General features: G+C 65.4%; 13 protein-coding genes. 3 read left to right on the top strand and 10 right to left on the bottom strand.

Features of this window, described 5'->3' with window-relative positions; translation table 11 throughout:
• Nucleotides 1–10 precede the first annotated feature (10 nt).
• From GA645_RS02980 to GA645_RS02950, 7 genes are all read right to left on the bottom strand, one after another.
• The gene (locus GA645_RS02980) at nucleotides 11–838 is read right to left on the bottom strand and encodes an ABC transporter permease (protein WP_152219844.1); all 828 of its coding nucleotides are present in this window, start codon (nucleotides 836–838) and stop codon (nucleotides 11–13) included.
• Nucleotides 839–851: 13 nt separating this feature from the next.
• Entirely contained in the window at nucleotides 852–2,102 is a 1,251-nt protein-coding gene (locus tag GA645_RS02975) for an ABC transporter permease (RefSeq protein WP_152219842.1), read from the bottom strand.
• Nucleotides 2,103–2,237: 135 nt separating this feature from the next.
• Nucleotides 2,238–3,284: an ABC transporter substrate-binding protein gene (locus GA645_RS02970; protein WP_152219840.1), complete on the bottom strand. Its 1,047-nt coding sequence runs from the start codon at nucleotides 3,282–3,284 to the stop codon at nucleotides 2,238–2,240.
• A gap of 73 nt (nucleotides 3,285–3,357) precedes the next feature.
• The gene (locus GA645_RS02965; protein ID WP_152219838.1) at nucleotides 3,358–4,467 is read right to left on the bottom strand and encodes an ABC transporter ATP-binding protein; all 1,110 of its coding nucleotides are present in this window, start codon (nucleotides 4,465–4,467) and stop codon (nucleotides 3,358–3,360) included.
• Between the two features lie 180 nt (nucleotides 4,468–4,647).
• Entirely contained in the window at nucleotides 4,648–5,685 is a 1,038-nt protein-coding gene (locus GA645_RS02960; protein ID WP_152219836.1) for an ABC transporter substrate-binding protein, read from the bottom strand.
• A 164-nt stretch (nucleotides 5,686–5,849) separates the two neighbouring features.
• Nucleotides 5,850–6,479, bottom strand: a complete 630-nt coding sequence (locus GA645_RS02955; protein WP_152219834.1) for a response regulator transcription factor — start codon at nucleotides 6,477–6,479, stop codon at nucleotides 5,850–5,852.
• On the bottom strand, nucleotides 6,476–8,920 hold the full coding sequence (locus tag GA645_RS02950) for a PAS domain S-box protein (protein WP_152219832.1): 2,445 nt from the start codon (nucleotides 8,918–8,920) through the stop codon (nucleotides 6,476–6,478). Before GA645_RS02950 ends, GA645_RS02955 begins: the two co-directional genes overlap by 4 nt.
• A gap of 153 nt (nucleotides 8,921–9,073) precedes the next feature.
• Between GA645_RS02950 and GA645_RS02945 the strand changes: the two genes are divergently transcribed.
• On the top strand, nucleotides 9,074–10,123 hold the full coding sequence (locus GA645_RS02945) for an alpha/beta hydrolase family protein (RefSeq protein ID WP_152219830.1): 1,050 nt from the start codon (nucleotides 9,074–9,076) through the stop codon (nucleotides 10,121–10,123).
• On the opposite strand, the gene GA645_RS02940 is transcribed toward GA645_RS02945, so the two are convergent.
• From GA645_RS02940 to GA645_RS02930, 3 genes are read right to left on the bottom strand one after another with little or no spacing between them, the layout of a single operon-like run.
• Nucleotides 10,120–10,884, bottom strand: coding sequence for a DnaJ domain-containing protein (locus GA645_RS02940; protein WP_152219828.1), 765 nt, complete (start codon nucleotides 10,882–10,884; stop codon nucleotides 10,120–10,122). The genes GA645_RS02945 and GA645_RS02940 overlap by 4 nt on opposite strands.
• Before the next feature lies 1 nt (nucleotide 10,885).
• Nucleotides 10,886–11,560 carry an N-acetylmuramate alpha-1-phosphate uridylyltransferase MurU gene (gene murU / locus GA645_RS02935; protein ID WP_152219826.1) on the bottom strand — a complete coding sequence of 225 codons (675 nt, stop codon included), beginning with the start codon at nucleotides 11,558–11,560 and terminating at the stop codon, nucleotides 10,886–10,888.
• Nucleotides 11,557–12,579, bottom strand: coding sequence for an aminoglycoside phosphotransferase family protein (locus GA645_RS02930; RefSeq protein WP_152219824.1), 1,023 nt, complete (start codon nucleotides 12,577–12,579; stop codon nucleotides 11,557–11,559). Before GA645_RS02930 ends, murU begins: the two co-directional genes overlap by 4 nt.
• A 129-nt stretch (nucleotides 12,580–12,708) precedes the next feature.
• Between GA645_RS02930 and GA645_RS02925 the strand changes: the two genes are divergently transcribed.
• Entirely contained in the window at nucleotides 12,709–15,522 is a 2,814-nt protein-coding gene (locus GA645_RS02925) for an LPS-assembly protein LptD (RefSeq protein ID WP_152219822.1), read from the top strand.
• Entirely contained in the window at nucleotides 15,503–16,795 is a 1,293-nt protein-coding gene (locus GA645_RS02920; protein WP_152219820.1) for a peptidylprolyl isomerase, read from the top strand. The genes GA645_RS02925 and GA645_RS02920 overlap by 20 nt, the downstream gene beginning before the upstream one ends.
• Nucleotides 16,796–16,812: the final 17 nt, after the last annotated feature.

Genomic DNA, 16,812 nt, shown 5'->3' with positions numbered 1-16,812 from the left:
ATACTGTGGATCAGGAAGTCGGTGCGGTACGCATCTTCTCGCTGCGGCCGCGCAGCCACTCGAGGGTCAGCAGGAGCAGGACGGAGAAGCCGATCAGCAGGGTCGCCGCGGCGGCGATGGTCGGGCTGAGGTTCTCACGGATACCGCTGAACATCTGGCGCGGCAGGGTCGCTTGCTCGGGACCGGCGAGGAACAGGGTCACCACCACTTCGTCGAAGGAGGTGGCGAAGGCGAACAGCGCACCGGAGATCACCCCGGGTGCGATCAGCGGCAGGGTGACCTTGAAGAAGGTCAACACCGGCGGCGCACCCAGACTGGCGGCAGCTCGCACCAGGTTGTAGTTGAAGCCCTGCAGGGTCGCCGACACGGTGATGATGACGAAGGGCACGCCGAGTACCGAGTGGACGATGATCAGCGAAATGTAGCTGTTGCCCAGGCCCAGCGGCGCGAAGAACAGGTAGCTGGCCACACCGATGATCACCACCGGCACCACCATCGGCGAGATCACCAGACTCATGATCAGCGCCTTGCCGCGGAAGTCACCGCGGGTCAGGCCGATGGACGCCAGGGTGCCGAAGACCATGGCCAGCACGGTGGCCGCCGGAGCGACGATCATGCTGTTGGTCAGCGAGCGCATCCACTCGGCGGAGCCGAAGAAGTCGGCGTACCAGCGCAGGGAGAAGCCCTGCAGCGGGTAGACCAGGAAAGTGCCGGAGTTGAACGACAGCGGCACGATCACCAGGACCGGCAACACCAGGAACAGCAGCACCAGGCCGCAGAGAGTGCGCAGGGTGTAGAACCACACGCGCTCGACCGGGGACATGTAAGGACTCAGCATCTTCTTATTCTCCTCAGCCCAGACGCAGGCGGCTTGCGCCCACCAGCCAGCCGTAGATCACGTAGAGCACCAGGGTGGCGAACAGCAGCAGGCCGCCCAGGGCCGTGGCCATGCCCCAGTTGATGGTGGTGTTGGTGTAGAAGGCGACGAAGTAGCTGACCATCTGGTCGTTCGGGCTGCCCAGCAGGGCCGGGGTGATGTAGTAGCCGATCGACAGAATGAACACCAGCAGGCAACCGGCGCCGACACCGGCCACGGTCTGCGGGAAGTAGACCTTCCAGAAGCTGGAGAACGGGTGGCAGCCCAGGGAGATGGCGGCACGCATGTAGCTCGGCGAAATGCCCTTCATCACGCTGTAGATCGGCAGGATCATGAACGGCAGCATGATGTGCACCATGGAGATGTACACGCCGGTGCGGTTGAACACCAGCTGCAGGGGCTGGTCGATCAGGCCCATCTTCAGCAGTGCGCCGTTGATCAGGCCGCCCGACTGGAGCAGCACGATCCACGCGGCGACGCGCACCAGGATCGAGGTCCAGAACGGCAGCAGCACCAGGATCATCAGCAGGTTGGACTTGCGGGTCGGCAGGATCGCCAGCAGGTAGGCCAGCGGATAGGCCAGCAGCAGGCAGATCACGGTGATCACCGCGCCCATCCAGAAGGTACGGGCGAAGATGTCCAGATAGATCGACTGGTCGGGCGTGGCACGGGCGATTTCGCCCAGGTCATCGATGCGGTGATCGAGGGCCGCCAGCAGGTAGTAGGGGGTGACGTGGCTGGCGTTACGGCGGATCGCCTGCCAGTAGGCCGGATCGCCCCAGCGCTCGTCGAGGCCTTCCATCGCGTCCTTGTACGACGCCGGCTGCTCCTTGAACGGCAGTGCGCGGGCGGTCTTGGACAGCAGGCTGCGGTAGCCGGCCAGCTCCATGTTCAGGCGTTTGGAGAGGTCACCGAGAGTCTGGTTCTTGCGCGCGGCGAGCAGGTCTTCGCTCAGCGCCTTGTACACCGCATCCGAAGGCAGCGACTTGCCGTCCCACTCGGAAATGGCGTTGACGGTCAACGGCATCGCGCCGACGACCTCGGGGTTGTTCACGCTCTTGTAGAGCAGCGCCGCGATGGGCACCAGGAAGGTCAGCAGGAGGAAGACCAGCAGCGGCAGGATCAGTGCCTGGGACTTCAGACGGTTCATCCGCTCCGCACGCGCCAGGCGCTGCTTGAGGGTGGTGGTGCCGGCGACCTCGTTCAAGGACACTGCGGTGGCCATAGCGAACTCCGGTAAAACAGGCCGCCCGGGAGCGGCCAAGGTGTGGTGTCAGGAGGAGCCGCCGCGAGGGGGCGGCGGTTCCGGTCCGCCGCGGCTCGGGCGGCCGCGGCGGTTTGGCACTGCTACTTGCTTAGCTTACTTAGCAGCCCAGGCGTTGAAGCGCTGCTCCAGCTGCTCGCCGTAGTCAGCCCAGAAGGTCACGTCCATGCCCACCTGGCCCTGCATGTTTTCCGGGGTGGTCGGCATGTTGTGCAGCAGCTCCTTGCCCAACAGCGGCACGGTGTTCTTGTTCACCGGACCATAGGCGATGTTCTCGGCGTAGATCTTCTGCTGTTCGGGTTTGACCGAGAAGGCGATGAACTTGAGGCTCTCGTCGACCTTCTTGGCGCCTTTCGGGATCGCCCAGGCGTCGAAGTCGTAGATGCCACCGTTCCAGACGATCTTCAGGTTGCTCTCCTTCTGCACGGCGGCGATGCGGCCGTTGTAGGCGGAGCTCATGACCACGTCGCCGGAGGCGAGGTACTGCGGCGGCTGGGCGCCGGCTTCCCACCACTGGATGCTCGGTTTGATCTCGTCGAGTTTCTTGAAGGCGCGGTCCTGGCCTTCTTTGGTGGCCAGGACCTTGTAGACGTCCTTGGGCGCGACGCCGTCGGCCATCAGGGCGAATTCCAGGGTGTACTTGGCGCCCTTGCGCAGGCCGCGCTTGCCCGGGAATTTCTTGGTGTCCCAGAAATCGGCCCAGCTGGTCGGGGCGGTCTTCAGTTTGTCGGCGTTATAAGCCAGGACGGTGGACCACACGAAGAAGCCGACGCCGCAGTTGCTCACGGCGCCCGGTACATAGTCGTCGGCCTTGCCGAGGATGGCCGGGTCGATGGTTTCGAACAGGCCTTCGTCACAGCCACGGGCCAGTTCCGGCGATTCCACTTCCACCAGGTCCCAGGAGACGCTGTTGGTGTCGACCATGGCCTTCACCTTGGCCATCTCGCCGTTGTACTCGCCAGCGACGATCTTGTCGCCGGTGCTCTTTTCGTAGGGGCCGTAGAACGCTTTCACCTGGGCGTTCTTGTTGGCACCGCCGAAGGACACCACCGTCAGGTCGGCTGCCATCGACTGGGCCGCGCAGGCCAGGCCGATGCTCAGCGCTGCGAGCTTCAAGCCCGCTGCTTTCAGGGACTTCGACATTATTGTTCTCTCCACAGTGTGCAGGTTTGTTTTTCTTGGATGCATCAGGCCCGGGAGTGGCCAGGCCTTGGTGTCACGCCGCCGACAGCGGATCGAGCGCGCGGACGTGCTCGACGGCCCAACCCAGCGGTACTACGTCGCCAACACCCAGCGCGGGATCGAGCTCGGCGATCGGCTGCTTGACGAAGAAATCGGTACGGCCGCAAACCTCCAGGCGGATGCGCACGTGGTCGCCCAGGTAGATGAACTCGGCGACGCGGCCGGAGAAACGGTTCACGCAGTTTTCGCTGTGACCGTTCAGGCGCACGCGCTCGGGGCGGATCGACAGGCTGACGGTGTCACCGACATTGCCGACGTTGACCGCCAGCGCCTCGACCTTCTCGCCACGGGCCAGGCCCACGGTGCAGCGGTCGCCGTTGCGCGCCTGCAGCTGGCCGGCGATACGGTTGTTCTCGCCGATGAAGTTGGCGACGAAGGAGTTGCGCGGGTGCTCATAGAGCTCAGCCGGCGGAGCGATCTGCTGGATCTCGCCCTGGTGGAACACGGCCACGCGGTCGGACATGGTCAGGGCTTCGCCCTGGTCGTGGGTCACGTAGACCACGGTCACGCCCAGGCGCTGGTGGATGTGCTTGATCTCCATCTGCATGTGCTCGCGCAGTTGCTTGTCGAGCGCACCCAGGGGTTCGTCCATCAGCACCAGTTGCGGCTCGAAGACCAGCGCGCGGGCCAGGGCCACACGCTGCTGCTGGCCACCGGAGAGCTGGGCGGGATAACGACCGGCGAAGCTGTCGAGCTGGACCATGGACAGGGCGCGCTTCACGCGCTCGCTGACATCGGTCTTGCTCATGCCGCGCACGGACAGCGGGAACGCCAGGTTCTCGGCCACGGTCATGTGCGGGAACAGGGCATAGTTCTGGAACACCATGCCGATGTCGCGCTTGTGCGGGGGGACGTTGTTGATGGCGCGGCCGGCGAGCTGGATTTCACCGGCGGTAGGAGTTTCGAAACCGGCCAGCATCATCAGGCTGGTGGTCTTGCCGGAACCGGAAGGCCCCAGCAGTGTCAGGAATTCGCCTTTGCGAATGTCCAGATTGAGGTCCTTCACGATGAGGGATTCGCCGTCGTAGCTCTTCTGAACGCCACGGAAGCTGACCAGTACATCGTTTGCCTGATTCTCGGCCATAACCGCACCTTTGTTTTTTTGTAAATGCCGTTGATCTCAAGCCTAGAGAAGCTGGACCTGCGCGCAAATCGGGCGGTATGAGAGATTGCTATAAGGCTTAGAGAGGATGCTTTGTAGGGCGATCCCTACAAAGCATGGGGATATGCGTTGCCGGCCAGAGCTGGGCCGGCAACCGCTTCGTCAGCGCTTGGCCCAGGCCTGGAAGCGCTTCTCCAGCGCATCGCCGTGCTCGGCCCAGAACGCCACGTTCATGCCCACGGCATTGGCGATGTTCTGCGGCGCGGTGGGCAGGTTGGCGGCGACGTCCGGCGCCAGCAGTTCCACCGCCTTGCGGTTGGTCGGGCCGTAGGAAATGTTCTCGGCGAAGGCCTTCTGCTGCGGCGGCTGGCTGGCGAAGTGGACGAACTGCTCGGCCAGCTCCTTCTTGAACACGCCCGAGGGCAGCGCCCAGAAGTCGAAGTCGTAGATGCCGCCGGCCCAGACCATGCGGAAGCCTTTCTGATCCTTCTGCGCGGCGGCGATCCGGCCGTTATAGGCGGAGCTCATCACCACGGTGCCGTCGGCGAGATCGCGCACCGGGTCCTGGCCGGACTTCCACCAGTTGATGTTCGGCTTGAGCTCATCGAGCTTGCGGAAGGCGCGGTCGACGCCCTCGCCAGTGGCGAGCACCTTGTAGACGTCCTTGGGCGCGACGCCGTCGGCCATCAGGGCGAATTCCAGGCTGTACTTGGCGCCCCAGCGCAGGCCGCGCTTGCCGGGATACTTCTTCACGTCCCAGAAGTCCGCCCAGCTGCTGGGCGTGCCCTGGACCTTGTTCTGGTTGTAGGCCAGCAGGGTGGTCCAGACGAAGATGCCGACGCCGCAGGGCTGCACCGCGCCGGGGACGAAGTCGGCGGCATTGCCGACCGTCTTGGCGTCGAGCTTCATGAACAGCCCTTCCTCGCAGCCACGGGCGAGTTCGGGGGCCTCGACTTCCACCACATCCCAGGACACATGGCTGATCTCCACCATGCGCTTGAGCTTGGCCAGGTCGCCGTTGTAGGAGCCGTGCACGACCGCCGTATCGGTCGCCGTCTTGAAGGGTTTGTAGAAGGCCGCCTCCTGGGCTTCCTTGTTGGCGCCGCCAAAGGAAATCACCGTGACATAGTCCGCCAGCGCCGGCAGCGCGACGCTTCCCAGCAGGCCGAACAGCAGCCCTCCCCTTACCGCTCGCAACATCGTCTTCTCCTTATTCTCACGACGTACCGCATGAAGCGGGCAATCATTCCCTGCCTCACGTCCGCTAGATAGACGGCTTCTTACAGAAATCGGACACGTCGCACAGAGTGAGGGGAAAATTCAGCGAGCCAACTGTCACAGATCAAACGACGGCACAGGCCCGTTCAGAGGAGCTTGTGCTCCATGGCGTAGCGCACCAGGTCCGCCACCGAGTTGGCGTTGAGCTTCTGCATCAGCCGCGCCTTGTGGGTGCTGATGGTCTTGCTGCTGACCGCCAGTTGCTGGGCGATCTCGTTGACGCCTTCACCGTGCACCAGGCGCTCGAACACCGAGAACTCACGCTCGGAGAGCAGCGCGTGGGGCGGCCGCGAATCGGTCAGGCCGACCTCGAAGACCATGCGGTCGGCCAGGTCCGGATCGATGTAGCGGCCACCGCTGGCGATCTTGCGGATCGCCGTGAGCAGCAGCGCCGGGTCGCTGTCCTTGGTGGCATAACCGGCGGCGCCGGCTTTCAGCGCGCGGGCGACCATCTGCACTTCGTCGTGCATCGACAGCATCAGGATCGCCGGCGGATTGTTCAGCGCGCGGATCCGCGGGATGGCTTCCAGGCCGTTGACGCCGGGCATGGAGATGTCCAGCAGGACCACTTCACAGGGGGTCTGGCGCAGGGTTTCGAGCAGCTGTTCACCGTTGGTGGCTTCACCCACCACCTGCAGGTCCTTGGCCATGCCGATCAACTGCTTGATGCCCTCGCGCACGATCGTATGGTCTTCCGCCACCAGCACTCGAATCACCGCCACTCCTCCCGTTCGTTGTCATTGTCATCAGGGTTGTCACTGTCCAGGGGCACCCGGATCCACAACGTGGTGCCCTCGCCCGGCTGGCTGTCGATCTGCAGCGTGCCGCCGAACATCAGCACCCGCTCGCGCATTCCCACCAGACCGAAGGATACGCCCTGGCGCGTGGCGCCCGGATCGAAGCCCACGCCATCGTCAGCGACACGCAGGCACAGCGCCTCGCCCTCGACACTCAATTGCAGCTCCACAGTATGCGCCTGGGCATGGCGCATGACATTGGTCAGCGCCTCCTGGAGGATGCGGAACAGGCCGATGGCCTTGGCATCCGACAGCTCCGGCGGATTCTCCGGCACCTGCACCAGACAGGGGATATGCGTGCGCGCCTCGAAGCGTCGCGCCTGCCATTCCACCGCCGAGCCGATGCCGGCGTCGAGGATTGGCGGACGTAGCGCCGTGGCCACATCGCGCACCAGCTGGAACAGCTGGGCGATCAGGCGCTTCATGTTATCCAGGCGCTCGCGCAGGCCGCCGTCCAGCTCGCCATAGGCCAGCTCGCACATCGAGGTTTCCAGCTTGAGCACGGTGAGTACCTGGCCCAGTTCATCGTGCACTTCGCGGGCGATCCGTGCCTTCTCCTCCTCCCGCACGCTTTCCAGGTGCGCGGACAACTCGCGCAGCTGCGCGCGGGACTCGCCCAGTTCGAGCTCGATCTGCTTGTTCTCGGTGATGTCCCAGACCACGCCGTCCCAGGCCAGGCGGCCATCGTCCAGGGGCCGCACCGTGGCCTTGATGTCCACCCAGCGCGGCTCATGGCTGCGGGTGAGGATGCGCCCCTGCCAGTGCCAGTTGCTGCCGCTTGCCACGGCCTGCAGCTGGCTGGCGAGATAACTCTCGCGCTCGGACGGCACCACCAGCCCCATGATCCCCAGGCCGCTCTCGCGCAGGTAGCCGGGCGAGTAACCGAGCGAGGTCTCGCTGCCACCCGTAATGAAGCTGATGTAGGCGAAATCGGAGTCATCGTCCGGCGCGTTGGGCTCCAGGCGGAACACCAGCCCCGGGACGTTGGCGGCGATGCCCTGCAGGCGCGCCTCGCTTTCCTCCAGCGCGGCGCGGGCGCGGCGGCGCTCAGTGACGTCGTTGAGGAACACCAGCAGGTATTCGGAATCGCCGAAGCGCAGGAAGCTCAGCGAGACATCCGCCGGCAGCCACTGGCCGTCGGCGCGCAGGCATTGGGTCTCGAAGCTGAGCGGCGCCTCGTCGGCATTGCGTGCGCGGCGCCAGAGGTTGAGCCAGCGGTCCATGTCCAGCGTCGGTTCCAGGTCCGCCAACGGGCGATCGACCACGGCGCCCGGCAGATAACCGAGCATTTCCTCGGCGGCGCGGTTGGCGTAGCGCACATGGCTGTCCCAGTTGACCCAGAGAATGCCCACGGTGCTGCTGTCGATGGCGAACTGGGTCAGACGCAGCGCCTGCTCGGCCGCCTGACGCAACTCGATATCACTCCGCGCAGCGAGCAGGCGCGCCTCCAGCACCCGCTGCTGGCGGCGCTGCAACAGCAGCGCCGTGACGGCGCAGGCCAGCAGCAGGCCGAGCAGGATGCAGAGGTTCTGCCAGAAGCCGGGCGAGGAGCCCAGGCGCGGATAGGTCGGTTGCAACCAGCGTTCGTGGAGCTGGTCCAGGTCCTTGGCCGGCACCGTGCGCAGGGCCGCATCGATGATCGACGCCAGCTCCGGCAGGTCGCGGCGGGTCGCGACGCGCAGCAGTTGCGGATAGCCGATGTCGGCCACCACGGAAAGGCCGGTGAACTCGGTCTCGCGGGTAAGGCGTGCCAGCTGCGCCTCGTCGATGACCGCATAGTTGGCTTCGCGACCAAGCACCTTGCGCAGCGCTTCGCGGTCACTGTCGACCACCTGCAGCATCAGGCTCGAGTAGGTGCCGCGCAGGTAACCGACCACCGGCCCCGGACCGCGCACAGCAACGGACTCGCCCAGGTCGAGCGAATCCAGCTCCACCGAGGTGCCGCTGAGTCGATCGCCCACCACCAGACGCGGCACGCGCAGGTAGGGATCGGAGAACAGCCAGTCGCGCAACGAGGCCGGCGTCTGACTGATGCCGGGCGCCAGGTCGATCTCCCCGGCGCGCACCGCTCGTTCCAGGGCGGCCTGATCCGGGTAGGTGCGCCACTGCAGGGTTACGCCCATGGATTTGGCCAGCCACTCCAGCAGCTCGACGTTGGCGCCGGATAGCTGCTGCAGGCGACGGTCCTGCTGCACATAGGGCGCCTCCAGCAGCGCGCCGACGCGCAGCTGCGGGTGCCCGGCAAGCCAGGCGCGCTGCGCCTCGTCCAGCGCCAGGGGCGCAGCCGGGGATTCCGCCAGGGCCAGCAACGGCAGGCAGCACAGCCAGAGCAGACAGGCTTTCCAGAACAGACGACTCATGCCGACAACACCCCAGGATTCGATCGCGCCACCAAACAGCCGCCATACCTTACAGCAACCCCGGTGGAACCCGGCATGGCCTGCGCCTGACAAACCCAATAACAGCCGCTAGGCTGGCCGCACTCGCGCCAGCCCTGGACATGGATATCGCCGATGCCGCACCTGCCTCGCCCTACTCTGCTCGCCCTTTGCCTGTCGCTCGGCCTGTCGCCGGCCTGGGCCGGAGAGGCCAAACCCGCCGCCCGGGAAAAGCCAGCGGCCGCGCCGGTGGTGCGGCCGCAGGTCAGCGAACGCAGCCAGGACGATGCCAGCGGCCTGGAGCGGCAGTTGCCGGAACATGAACGGCAGATGCTGCAAGCGGGTGACGAGAGCTTCCTCGCCCTCTGGCTGCCGGCCAATACCGCAGAAGCCGAAGGCGTGGTGATCCTGATTCCCGGCGATGGCGAAAGCGCCGACTGGCCCGTCGCCATAGGCCCGCTGCGGCGCAAGCTGCCCGACGCCGGCTGGCAGAGCCTCAGCGTGACCCTGCCCGACCCGCAAAGCACCGCCCCGGTAACCCGCCCTGCCGAGTCGGCGGACAAGGCCAGCGCCGACACCGATGCCTCCGCCGCCGACAGCGCCAGCAAACCGCCAGTGACCGGCAGCGCGGGCAATGCGACGCCCACTCCGGAAAGCACCGGCGAAGCCGGCAGCGCCGAACCGGCCCAGACCAACCCGACAGACGCCACGCCGACCCCCACCGATCCGGCGGCGCTGCGCAAGGCGCACGCCGAACGGGTGCTGGCGCGCATCCAGGCGGCGGTCGACCTGGCCGAGCAGCGCAAACCCAGGACCATCGTCCTGCTGGGGCACGGCACCGGCGCCTACTGGGCCACCCGTTACCTGGGCGAACGCACGCCTGCCGACATCAAGAACCTGCTGCTGGTGGCGCCCGAGATGCCCCGCGACTTCCAGCCGTCGCTGGAAGACACGGTGCCCCTGCTCAGCCTCGCCACCGGGGACTTCTACTACAAGGGCAAAGCCGTCGACCGCGACTCCGCGCAACGGCGCCTGCAGGCCAGCAAGCGGCAGAAGTCGCCGAACTACATCCAGATCGGGATGAACGCCCTGCCCGCCGACCTAACCACCGAGCAGGAACAGCTCTACCGCCGGATTCGCGGCTGGTTGTCGATGCACCTGGAGCCGGTCGGGCAACCCGATTAACGGAAGCCGCGCCGCTGCCGCACCAGCAGGTAGGCGGCCTGGATCTCGCGGGTCTTCTCGGTGGCGGCGACGATGCGCTCGGGGCTGGCGCCCAGGCCCTCGAGCTTGTCCGGGTGGTTCTGGCTGATCAGCTTGCGGTAAGCGCGCTTGATCGCCTCCGGCTCGCTGTCCATGGTCACCCCCAGCACGCGCAATGCGTGGGTATAGGATTCGCGCGGCGTCACCGGCGGCTTCGGTCGCTCCGTGCCTGCGGCCAGGGCCTGGATGCGGGCACGCGGGAGCCCGAGCCAGTCGCCCCATTGCAGAATCAGATGCTTCTCCGCGGACCCCGGCGCACCCGCCGCCCAGGCCATGCGCCAGCAGGCCAGCAGCAAGCCTTCAGCGGTCGCTTCATGGCCGCGTCGCTGACGCAGGCCGATTTCCAGCAACTCGCCACCGCTCTTGCCACGCCCGAAGGCCTCGATGGCCTGGCGGCGCGCACTGTCATCCAGTTGCAGGCGCAGCATTTCCGCCCGCGCCTGTTGGATGTGCGCGTCATGCACGCGGCCCCGGCTCTTGGCCAGGCGGCCGAGCAGGAGGAACAGCAGCTCGCGGTCGCCAACCTGTGGGCCTCCGCGCAACTGCTCCAGCAACCCGCGCCAGGAACGTACCTTCAGGCGACGATCGAGCACCTGGCCGAGCAGCCCGCCGAGCAGGGCCCCGGGGATACTCGCCAGTGCCCAGCCAGCGATCAGGCCCAGCAATGTGCCCGGCCAGAACACCTCAGCCCTCCGCCAACTGGCGTTCGACGTCGGCCAGACGCTCATGGGTGCCGACATCGACCCAGCGGCCAGCATGCCGCACGCCACTCACGCGGCCGGCCTCCATCGCCTGGCGCAACAGCGGCGCCAGCTTGAAGGCACCGGGTTCGCAGCCGTCGAACAGCGCGGGATGCAGGACGGCGATGCCGCTGTAGGTCAGGCTCGGCTCGCCTACGCGGTAATCGCTCACCCGGCCCTCGCGCAGGCAGAAATCGCCGCGCGTGTGATGGTCGGGATTATCCACCAACACCAGGTGCGCCAGGTCGCCTTCGGCCAGCGCGCCGTGCAGGCCCGCGTAATCGAAGTCGGTCCAGATGTCGCCGTTGGCGATGACGAAGGCGTCATCCCCCAGCAGCGGCAGCGCCTTGAAGATGCCGCCGCCGGTTTCCAGTGGCTCACCTTCTGGCGAATAGCGGATGTTCACGTCGAACTGCGCGCCATCGCCCAGGTAATCCTCGATCTGCTGGCCGAGCCAAGCGTGATTGATCACCAATTGATCGAAACCGGCCCGGCGCAACGCCTGCAGCTGATACTCGATCAGTGGCACGCCGCCAGCGCGCACCAGCGGCTTGGGGGTGTGCAGTGTCAACGGGCGCAGGCGTTCGCCCTTGCCCGCGGCGAGGATCATGGCCTTCATGCGGGATGCGTCTCGTCTTTGGGCAGGCTCGCCAGTAGCGCGGCGAGGTCGGCCAGCTCGGGACGACGGGCGATGACGCTCTCCAGATAACGGAAGAAGCGCGGCACGTCGCCCAGGTAGCGCGGCTTGCCGTCGCGGTGGCAGATGCGGGCAAAGATGCCGATCACCTTGAGGTGGCGCTGCGCCCCCATCAGGTCGCTGGCACGCAGGAAGTCCTCGAAGCGCTCCGGCAGCGGAATGCCGGCGGCCTGCGCCTTGCGCCAATAGCGCGACAGGCCGTCATGCACGCGTGGCTCCGGCCAGCTGAGGAAGGCGTCCTTGTAGAGGCAGGTCACGTCATAGGTGACCGGGCCGAAGACGGCGTCCTGGAAATCCAGTACCCCCGGATTCGGCTCGCTGAGCATCAGGTTGCGCGGCATGTAGTCACGGTGCACCAGCACGCGTGGCTGCTCCAGCGCGCTACGCACCAGCAGGTCGCAGGTGCGCTGCCAGGCGGCCAGTTGCTCACCCTCCAGCGTTACGCCCAGGTGGCGTTGCAGGTACCAGTCGGGGAACAGCTGCAGCTCGCGGCGCAGCAGGGCTTCGTCATAGGCCGGCAGGCGTTCGGCAACGTCCACCTGCTGGAAGGCCACCAGGGCATCGAGCGCCGGTTCGAACAGCTCCTCGGCATTTTGCGGGTTGAGCACGTCGAGGTAGGTCTGGCGACCGAGATCGCTGAGCAGCAGGAAGCCTTGCTCGACATCCTGGGCCAGGATCCTCGGCACGTGCACGCCGGCCTCGGCCAGCAGACCGGCCACCTTGACGAAGGGGCGGCAATCTTCCTGGGGCGGCGGCGCATCCATCACGATCAGGCTGCGGCCATCGCCCTGCCAGCGGAAATAGCGGCGGAAACTGGCATCGCTGCTGGCCGGCGTCAGGCTCGCTTCGGGCACTGGGCCCCAACCTTCGGCATTGAACACAGCGGGCAAACTCAAGTCCAACCAGCGGGTCATCTGCTGGTAACGGGCATCCTGTGACATCTTCTGGGGTTCTCCACGGCCCTAGCCGTTGCGCGGGTCATGCTTTATTATCCAGCATCTTTTTGAGCCCATCGAGTGGCTCGCGGTCCTGAGCGGGCCGATGGCTCGCAGGAAGCCCGGATTAACAAGATGGCAGTGAATTTCCCCGTGTTCCGTAGAAAATTCCCCTTACTGGTGACCGGTGGCCTGCTGGCTATTCAGCCGCTCGCCTCTGTGACCGCGGCACCCGGTGAGCAGTTCGCCTGCCAACCTTCGGCCTCCGGCTCCTGGAACTGCGCACCGCAGGAGAGCGCCACCAGCGTTCCGCGTCCGCAGCACAGCGCCACTGCGGTGAGCGCTGGCGGCAGCGCCGCCGCTGCCACCAAGGGCGAGACGTCCGGCAGCAGCTCCGTTACCAGCGCCGAAGAACCCAAGCAACTGGTCACCCAGTCCGGCGGCCGCGGCCTGAAGTCGCGCAGCAGCGACTACAGCCACCTCGACTGGGTTCCACGCGACAAGCTGACCGCCGCCCAGCTGGCGGAGATGGGTCCGTACTGTGGCGGCGAATACGTCGAGCCAGTGCGGCCGGGCATGAACGACAAGACGCCGAACGACGAGGCGCCGACCTACGTTTCGGCCAAGGTGTCGCGCTACGAGCAGGAAAAGCAGATCGCCACCCTCGCGGGTAACGTGGTCCTGCGCCAGGGCAGCATGCAGGTGGAGGCTGACGAAGCCAACCTGCACCAGTCCGAGAACCGTGGCGAGCTGGTCGGCAACGTCAAGCTGCGCGACAACGGCGCGCTGATCGTCGGCGACCATGCCGACCTGCAGCTGGACAACGGCGCAGCGAAGATCGACAACGCCGAATACGTCATGCACAAGGCCCAGGTGCGCGGCAGCGCGCTGTACGCCAAGCGCCAGGAAGACGCGATCATCCGCCTCAAGGATGGCACCTACACCCGCTGCGAACCCAGCAGCAACGCCTGGGTCCTCAAGGGCAACAACATCAAGCTGGACCCGGCTACCGGCTTCGGCACCGCGACCAACGCGACCCTGCGGGTGAAGGACATTCCAGTGTTCTACACCCCGTACATCTATTTCCCGATCGACAACCGCCGCCAATCCGGCTTCCTGGCACCGTCGTTCGGCACCACCACCAATACCGGCTTCACCCTGACCACGCCGTACTACTTCAACCTGGCGCCGAACTACGACGCCACGTTGTACCCGCGGTACATGGCCAAGCGCGGCCTGCTGATGGAAGGCGAGGCCCGCTACCTGACCCACAGCAGCGAAGGCCAGTTCAACGCGGCCTACCTGAACGACAAGGACACCGACAAGCAGGACTTCCCGCACTACACCGACACCCGTTGGCTGTACGGCTGGAAGAACGTCAGCGGCTTGGATTCGCGCGTGCTGGCGCAGGTGGACTACACCCGCATCAGCGACCCGTACTACTTCCAGGACCTGGACACCAACCTGGGTCTTGGTTCGCCGACCTACGTGAACCAGCAGGGCTCGCTGACCTATCGCGGCGACAGCTACACCGCGCGCCTGAATGCCCAGGCCTACCAGCTGGCGACCGTGACCGACGTAACGCCGTACAACCGCCTGCCGCAACTCACCCTGGACGGCAAGCTGCCGTTCAATCCGGGCGGAGCGAACTTCACCTACGGTACTGAACTGGTTCGTTTCGATCGCAGCCTGGATGAAGGCTATTACATCCTGGACCCGGAAAACCCGGTCCAGTATCCACGTCAGGACAACTCCATCCAGGGCCTGGCCCGTGCCACCGGTGATCGCTTCCATGCGGAGCCGGGTATCAGCCTGCCGATGAACCGCAGCTGGGGCTACATGACCCCGACGGTCAAGGGCTTGTATACCAAGTACGACCTGGATCTTGATGGCACCGGCAAGGCTCAGCTCGCCAACCCCCAGATAAACTACGGCGACGTCACCTACGAGAGCAGCCCGGATCGCGCGCTGACGCTGGCCAAGCTGGACAGCGGCCTGTACTTCGACCGCGACACCAGCTTCGGCGGCACCAAGTTCCGCCAGACCCTGGAACCGCGCGCGATGTACCTGTACGTGCCGTACAAGAACCAGGACAACCTGCCGACCTTCGACACGGGCGAGTTCACCTTCAGCTACGACTCGCTGTGGCGTGAGAACCGCTTCACCGGCAAGGACCGCATCGGCGACGCCAACCAGTTGTCCCTCGGCCTGGGCTCGCGCTTCATCGAGGACAACGGTTTCGAGCGCGCCTATATCGCTGCCGGCCAGATCTACTACTTCAGCGATCGCCGCGTACAGCTGCCCGGCCTGACCGATACCTATATCACTAATTACAACGCAGCCAACCCGAATACCCCGGTCAATAACGCCGACGCCGACACCTGGCGCTCGCCGTACGCGCTGACCGGCATCTACCGCTTCAACCATGACTGGTACGCCAGCTCGGACTACAACTGGAACCCGAACACGCACCATACCGACAACGGTAACTTGATGTTCCACTACCAGCCCGAAGCCGATCCACGCAAGGTGCTGAACGCGGGTTACCGCTATCGTGCGGACACCAAGAGCTACAACCCCAACACCGGGCAGTTCCAGTACAACAGCGACCAGTACAAGATCAACCAGCATGACTTCTCGTTCATCTGGCCGGTACTGCCGCAATGGGCCGCCATCGGTCGCTGGCAGTTCGACTACAGCCAGAGCCGCACACTGGAAGCCCTCAGTGGCTTCGAGTACGACAGTTGCTGCTGGAAGCTGCGTCTGGTCAATCGCTACTGGGTCAACTACGACGACGAGAACGTTATTTCTTCGACGTCTACAGCCGACCGCGGTGTGTTCCTGCAAATCATCTTGAAAGGCCTTGGCGGCGTGGTTGGCAACCAGGTGGAAGGCTTCCTCGACCAAGGTATCCAGGGTTATCGTCAACGTGAAGACAATGCTATGTAAGGCCCTGCGCCCGCTGATGCTGGGCGCGCTGTTGGCAAGTTCCATCGTGCATGCCGAAGTGGTCCCGCTGGACCGTGTAGTCGCCATCGTCGACAACGACGTGGTGATGCAGAGCCAGCTTGACCAGCGCCTGCGCGAAGTTCGTGCAACCATCCAGAAGCGCGGCGCGCCGCTGCCGCCGGAACATGTTCTGACCCAGCAGGTGCTCGAGCGCCTGATCATCGAGAACATCCAGCTGCAGATCGGCGACCGCTCCGGCATCCGCATCACCGATGAGGAGCTGAACCAGGCCATGGGCACCATTGCCCAGCGCAACAACATGAGCCTGGATCAGTTCCGCGCCGCCCTCGCCCACGACGGTCTGTCCTACGACGACGCCCGCGAGCAGGTGCGCCGCGAGATGGTCATCAGCCGCGTGCGCCAGCGCCGCGTCGCCGAGCGCATCCAGGTCAGCGAGCAGGAAGTACAGAACTTCCTCGCCTCCGACATGGGTAAGATCCAGCTCTCCGAAGAGTACCGACTGGCCAACATCCTGATCCCGGTGCCCGATGGCGCCTCGCCGGAAACCGTGCAGGCCGCCGGCCGCCAGGCCCAGGAGATGTACCAGCAGCTCAAGCAGGGCGCGGACTTCAACCAGCTTGCGGTGTCCCGCTCGGCTGGCGACAACGCCCTCGAAGGCGGCGAGATCGGCTGGCGCAAGGCCGCCCAGCTGCCCTCCCCGTTCGACAGCATGATCGGCAGCCTCTCCGTGGGCGACGTGACCGAGCCGGTTCGCACTCCGGGCGGCTACATCATCCTCAAGCTGGAAGAGAAGCGTGGCGGCAGCAAGATGCTGCGTGACGAGGTTCATGTCCGTCACATCCTGCTCAAGCCCAGCGAAATCCGCAGCGACGAAGAAACCCATCGTCTGGCCGAGAAGCTCTACGAGCGCATCCAGGCTGGCGAGAGCTTCAGCGAGCTGGCGAAGAAATACTCCGAAGACCCGGGTTCCAAGCTCAATGGCGGCGACCTCAACTGGGTCGACCCGGAATCGCTGGTGCCGGAGTTCCGCGAAGTGATGAACAACGCGCAGCAGAATCAGGTCACCAAGCCGTTCCGCTCGCCGTTCGGCTGGCACGTGCTGGAAGTCCTCGGCCGTCGCGCCACCGACAGCAGCGACAAGTTCCGCGAACAGCAGGCTGCCCAGACCCTTCGCGCACGCAAGTACGACGAAGAACTGCAGGCCTGGCTGCGGCAGATCCGCGACGAAGCCTACGTCGAGATCAAGCAGTAAGCGCGCGAGTCGCTCAA

The organism is Pseudomonas sp. SCB32 (assembly GCF_009189165.1).
Lineage (GTDB): Bacteria > Pseudomonadota > Gammaproteobacteria > Pseudomonadales > Pseudomonadaceae > Pseudomonas.
The sequence above is the reverse complement of the archived record's forward strand: the minus strand, read 5'-3'. Positions and strand labels throughout refer to the sequence as shown.